This window comes from Plantactinospora sp. ZYX-F-223 (genome assembly GCF_039649625.1).
GTDB lineage: Bacteria > Actinomycetota > Actinomycetes > Mycobacteriales > Micromonosporaceae > Plantactinospora.
Map to the genome: position 1 here is coordinate 1 of NZ_JBDJAV010000132.1, position 3482 is coordinate 3482.

The 3482-nt window shown below is 63.9% G+C and carries 4 protein-coding genes and 1 pseudogene; 4 read left to right on the top strand and 1 reads right to left on the bottom strand.

Features of this window, described 5'->3' with window-relative positions; translation table 11 throughout:
* Together AAH979_RS42680 and AAH979_RS42685 are read left to right on the top strand one after the other, a co-directional pair.
* Positions 1–372 (top strand): tetratricopeptide repeat protein (locus tag AAH979_RS42680; RefSeq protein WP_346263815.1); only part of this gene is annotated, 372 nt, incomplete at its 5' end.
* A gap of 147 nt (positions 373–519) precedes the next feature.
* A pseudogene (locus AAH979_RS42685) lies at positions 520–866 on the top strand (VOC family protein); the annotation flags it as partial.
* 86 nt (positions 867–952) lie between these two features.
* Here the strand turns inward: AAH979_RS42685 and AAH979_RS42690 are convergent.
* Positions 953–1687, bottom strand: a complete 735-nt coding sequence (locus tag AAH979_RS42690) for a hypothetical protein (RefSeq protein WP_346263816.1) — start codon at positions 1685–1687, stop codon at positions 953–955.
* A 758-nt stretch (positions 1688–2445) separates the two neighbouring features.
* Between AAH979_RS42690 and AAH979_RS42695 the strand changes: the two genes are divergently transcribed.
* Both AAH979_RS42695 and AAH979_RS42700 read left to right on the top strand, forming a co-directional pair.
* Positions 2446–2571: a hypothetical protein gene (locus tag AAH979_RS42695; protein ID WP_346263817.1), complete on the top strand. Its 126-nt coding sequence runs from the start codon at positions 2446–2448 to the stop codon at positions 2569–2571.
* Positions 2572–3133: 562 nt separating this feature from the next.
* Positions 3134–3433, top strand: a complete 300-nt coding sequence (locus AAH979_RS42700; RefSeq protein WP_346263818.1) for a hypothetical protein — start codon at positions 3134–3136, stop codon at positions 3431–3433.
* Positions 3434–3482 lie beyond the last annotated feature (49 nt).

A 3482-nucleotide genomic window follows, 5' to 3' on the forward strand; every position in this document is an offset into this window, starting at 1 on the left:
CTAACCACCCGCATTAACCTTGCACACTGGCTGGGCGAGGTCGAAGGCCCCGCACGCGCACTATCGGCGCTCACTGCGGTGTCCGCCGACCAAGCCCGAGTCCTAGAGCCCAACCATCCAGACACCATGCGGACCATGGGGAGCCTGGCGCATTGGCGTGCCCGTAACGGTGACATTGTAGGCGCCGTCGACGCGCTCAAGTCTCTGCTGAAGCGGCAGATTCGGACGCTCAGCAGCAACCATGCCGATGTACGCGCGACCCGGGAAGTACTCGCGCATTGGCTCGACGTCCTTGCACGCGGCCCTAATGCAGTATCGACGAAGCGCACAACCGCATCGATCCTTGGGCGCCGCCGCCGGGTCTCGGAATGAGGGCCAAGCGCTCCCTCCGGGCCGTCCGATCCTCTGACTAACGCGCGCATTCGCTCCGGTCCAGGTCGAATAGGTAACAGGCATACTCTTCTGCCGCAGGCAGCGCGGCGGCGACGGGGCCGATACGGCTGTACGTACGCTACGGCGATGCAGATCGACCTGGTTACCCTGATTGTTGACGAATACGACCCTGCGATCGTTTTCTTCACCGACGTACTCGGGTTCGACCTCGTGGAGGACTTACCGTCATTCACCAACGACGGGGCGGCCGAAGCGGTGGGTGGTCGTTCGGCCTCCCGGCGCACAGACCGGGCTACTTCTCGCCCGCGCAGACGGTGAACGCCAAGATGCCGCTGTCGGTGACCATGCCGCCGCCGAGTCGGTTTTTTCTCCGGGTCGAAGACTTCGACGCCGCGTACGTTCGGGAGCCGCGCTCGGAACCCTATGGCCGGGTCGCGGTCTTTCTTGACATCGCCGGTAACCGGTGGGATCTCCCCCGGCGATGGTTGAGTTATCTCGGAGACCGAAGGCAGGGACCTGGGGGCGGTTGGCGTCGCGGTAGTGGGAGTGTTTCGGCTGGTCAAAGCTCGAAGCGGTCGATCACCGATCGTGGTAGCGCGGTGATGTCGGTGACCTCGGAGGCGGCCGGCCGCTTGGCGTCCACCCCGTCTGACCTGCTGTAGGTGTATCGGAGCGCGCCGTAGGTCGGGTCCACGCTCGGTACGTCGATGTTGAATTCGAAGAAGTTTCCGTCGGGGCTCGTGACAGCGCTGAACGGAACGGCCGTTGCCTTCGGGCCGAGTCCGTCGAGCACCTTCCGGCTGATGGAGTGCGAGCGGGTCAGGTCCAGCGTGCCGACGAAGTCGGCCCCACCCTTCCGTTTCGCGGTGACGACGCAGCTGACGAGGTCGGCCGCCCCGGTGTGGTCGCTCTCGGCCAGCAGGTTGAACGAACTGCCGGCCGGAAGGGCCGCGACACCGATGTGCATCCACATTTTGGGCACGCCGGGCAGGTCACGCGTTCGTACGTACAGGTCGGTGCCAATCTGGATCAGTTCGGCCCGGAGGGTGTCGCCCGCCGGATCCGGAATGGCGATGCTCATAGTGGCCTTCTTGTTGGCCGGGTCCATTCTGTGGTCGGCCGTCAGGCCGGAGTGCTGTAGGACGACGGTCATGACCCCCTGGTTCGTCTTCGCCGCCGCGTCCGCCAGCTTCTCCACCGGGCTGAGCTGTGTCGGCGCGGATGTTTCCCCGAGCGGCGCCGAACTGTCGGTGGATACCGCACCGACGCCGCAACCCGTGATCGAAAGACTCATCGCGGCAACGAGGACGACAACCGGAGCCGCTGTCCGCAGAGTACGCACTGACCTGTTTCCTTCCCGTCGGTATTCTTCCGTCGACGAACCACGCGGATGCTACCCGCCCCGGTCGGCCCGGCATCATGCACACTGCCACCAGACAGCCCTTGATCCTTGATCTTCTTCCCTAGACAAGAGGAATGATCGATCAAGGGCTGTCCCTATGATCAGCCGAGGTCGATGCCGCCACCCGCAGGTTAAAGATCAAGTTGGTCGCAACCGCCGCTAAACCGACGCGGCCGAGAACGAGCCTTCTCGGCATCCGCTCATGCCGCCGACCGTGTGCCATCACGAGCCAGGGTCGTCACGCTCCGTGGCGTACCCTCCGTGCCGGCCGACGTCCGGAACTGCCGAAGTGCGTTCGATCATGGCGTTTGAAGCGACTGCAGGAGCGGCAGATTGCGTCAGTCGAACAGTGACCACTGCGCCTTCCAGTGCTCAACGTCGGACGGGTCGATTTTCGAGTGCTTGCTATCCGGGTTGCGTGGACGTGTGCCCACCCGGTTCATGTAGCCATCGTGTCGTTCGCGAACTGGTCTGCCTGATCCCCGGTCCTGGCGAGGTGTTCGGCACCGGCTGACGGTCGTGGCCACCGCAGCAGTGTGTGCCGTGGTCGCCGGCTATCGCTCGTCGATCGAGAACAAGGTCCACTGGGTTCGCGACGTCACCTACGACGAAGACCGCAGCCAGATCCGCACCGGCACCGGACCGAAGCCATGGCCGCCCTACGCAACGCCGTCATCAGCGCACTACGGACCGCCGGCACCACCAACATCGCCGCCGCCAACCGACACCACGCCCGCGACAGCACCCGCCCACTGGCACTACTCGGCATCACCTAACGACTTTGCCGGAGCCCTGACACTCCACCATCCTCTCGTTAGGAGTTGCACAAGCCGTCATGAAGCCGAAATGAAACCGCTGTCTGTTTGGCTTGGCTTCTGGTCGAGGCTGAGCGTCCGAGGGTTGTCCCCCTGATGATGGGCGGATTCAGCCGGTTTTCTGACCGACTGTTGGCAGCCCTTGCGGACAGGCATTCAAGAGAAGGAGCCACGTGTATGAGGATCAGACGTACCCTGATGGCGGCAGCGACCGTCGGCTCGGCAGTGCTCGCGATTGGCGGCGCCTCGATGACCGCAAGCGCTTCCGAGGTCTCCGGGCAGTCGTCGGCCGGCGAACGGGTCCTGACCCCCGCAGGATGGCGGAAATTGGGCACCTATTCCGAGGCCCAGTGCTACGAGCACGCCAGAACGTGGAATGCGAGGCCAGGCTTTTACGCCGAGTGTCGCAATGCTACTGGCATCACAGCCGAACTGTGGGTGTACCAGTACTGAGCCGTTGCCGGCAGCACCCGTACAGCCATGACCGTATCCATCATTGACTCGACAAGAGAAGGAGAAAGACGTGCGTACAAGGGGAGCACTCGCCGCGCTGCTGATGGTCGCAGGACTTACCGTGACCGCCATGACCGGTAGCGCCGCTTATGCGTCGGCGTCGAACGGCGTCGACCGAAGCCACACCGGGTCGGCTTCCAGCGAGTCGCTGAGGCCGGTCTGGGACTACTACGCCTCCTACACGGACCTTGCGAGCTGCATAAGCAGGGGTGAGAAGGGCTATGGCGGCGGCCTGGAGTGGGAGGAGTACCAGTGCTACTACGTGGCGCCGTCCTTGTACGACTTGTACGTCAACGCATGGTGGGGCTGACTGGTTCGACCAGGACAAGCATCCACTCCGGCCGGTACCGCCGCCTTAG

Excerpts from the sequence above, each read along its gene's own strand:
- AAH979_RS42690 (WP_346263816.1), bottom strand. The coding sequence starts at position 1,687 with ATGAGTCTTTCGATCACGGGTTGCGGCGTCGGTGCGGTATCCACCGAC.
- AAH979_RS42695 (WP_346263817.1), top strand. The coding sequence starts at position 2,446 with ATGGCCGCCCTACGCAACGCCGTCATCAGCGCACTACGGACCGCCGGC.